At 66.8% G+C, this 1,784-nt stretch carries 1 protein-coding gene; it reads right to left on the bottom strand.

Annotated elements, in window-relative coordinates:
* Positions 1–58: 58 nt before the first annotated feature.
* Positions 59–1,456: an N-acetylglucosamine/diacetylchitobiose ABC transporter substrate-binding protein gene (ngcE, locus tag ACFUEL_RS39280; protein WP_380242950.1), complete on the bottom strand. Its 1,398-nt coding sequence runs from the start codon at positions 1,454–1,456 to the stop codon at positions 59–61.
* Between the last annotated feature and the right edge of the window lie 328 nt (positions 1,457–1,784).

The following is a 1,784-nucleotide window of genomic DNA, read 5'->3' as shown; positions in this document are numbered from 1 at the left end:
GCCGGGGTCCGCGCGCGGACCCCGGCCTTGCGGTGTCAGGCCGTCGGCCTACCGGGGGTCAGACCTTCTTGGAGGTCGCGGCCTTGCCGCGGGCGACCCACTCCGCCGGGCTGATGCGCTTGTTGACCAGCTCGTTGGTGGCGTTCTCGACCTCGGCGTCGAACGCGGTCTGCAGGTCCTGGAAGCTGAAGCTGAAGGTGACGTCGCCGGCCGCCTTGACCGCCACGGCCGAGGACTTGGTGCCCGGCTTGAGCTGGACGTCGGCGTTGACGCCGTCCTTCAGGACGGTCAGCGAGTTCGCGGTGGCCACGAACTTGGAGGAGCCGTCCTTGGTCAGCATCATGCGCAGGAACTCGAGGCCGCCGGCCTTGTTCTTGGCCTTGCTCGGCACCATGAAGGGCTCGCCGGCGCCGGCCCACAGGGCGGTGGCGGGCAGCTTGTCGCCGGGCAGCGACGGGACGGGCAGGAAGGCCATGTCGAAGTCGGCCGGGGTGGAGGCCAGCATCTCGTTCTCCAGCCAGGAGCCGGACGGGATGAAGGCGGCCTTGCCCTGGCACCAGGCGGTCTGCGACTCGGTGTGGGTCATGCCGTTGGTGCCGGGGAGGAGGAAGTCACCCTCCATGATCTTGTTGAACGCGGTGACGCCGGCCAGCACCGCCGGGTCGTCCCAGGCCGACGCGTCACAGGCGTTGATCTTCTTGACCAGGTCCTGGCCGCCCTGCTTGGCGATCAGGCTGAAGATGATGTAGTTCGCGTAGTAGGGGTACTTGCCCTGGTGCGCGAACGGGGAGATGCCCGCGGCCTTGATGGTGCCGCAGAGGGTGATGAACTCGTCCCAGGTCTTCGGGACGGCCCAGCCCTTGTCCTTGAAGAGCTTGGCGGAGTACCACAGGCCGAACACGGTGTAGACGTAGTTCAGCGAGTACATCTTGCCGTTGATGGTGCCCTGCTCGATGGTGCCGGGCAGCAGGACGTCGCGGATCTTCTTGGTCGGGTCGTCCAGGTACGGGGCGTCCAGCAGCACCGTCAGGTCGGTCAGCTGGTCGGCGCTGACCAGGACGTCCGCCTTCATGGCCTGGGCGCCGGAGTTGTCGAAGACGTCCGGCGGGCTGCCGGCGTTGAAGCGCGGCTGGAGCTTGCCGCTGATCTCCTGGGTGCCGAGGTGCGAGACGTTCGCACCGGCGTACGCCTTCTTGTAGGCGTCCTCGAAGACCTTGGCGTAGTCGTCGCCGTAGCCGCCCTTGAAGATCACGACGTCCAGCGCGTCGCTGGCCTTCACGCCGAACGGGTTGGTGCTGTCGCTGCCGACCGTCGGGGAGGCACCCGACTTGCTGTCACTGCTGCCGGAACCGCCGGCGCAGGCCGCGAGCAGCGAGGTGCCGCCCGCCGCGAGGACGGTGATCGCGGCCGCGCGCTTGAACAGGTCGCGACGGTTGTACTCAGTTGCAGAGCCCATGAGTGCCCTAACCCCTCAGTTCCAGAAGAAGCGGACCGAAGCTGACGGCACGTCAACTCCCATGGCCCGAAAGGTGCCCAGCGGCGAAGGTGCCGGTCAGAGGCGGTGTGATGATGCTGCAAAGGTATAGTCCACTGTTCACCCAGCGGCAATAGTCAGCGGGTCTGATAACAAACCTGACAGTCGAACCGTTGTCGGCGATGCAGCATGTGCAATGTGCAGGGATCCTGCTTGTTGCGCGTCCGCGCCGGGCCCGGACCGGAATCCAGCACGCACGTGCGCGTTCGGAACCGGAAACGCGCAGCTCCGCGCAGCACGGCCGTCGAAC

It is taken from the genome of Kitasatospora sp. NPDC057198 (genome assembly GCF_042670125.1).
Taxonomy (GTDB): domain Bacteria; phylum Actinomycetota; class Actinomycetes; order Streptomycetales; family Streptomycetaceae; genus Kitasatospora.
Note: the sequence above shows the minus strand (reverse complement) of the source record. Positions and strands in the feature narration are given on the sequence as shown.

Bases quoted from the DNA above. Each gene is read 5' to 3' on its own strand.
- ngcE (WP_380242950.1), bottom strand. From the start codon at position 1,456: ATGGGCTCTGCAACTGAGTACAACCGTCGCGACCTGTTCAAGCGCGCG.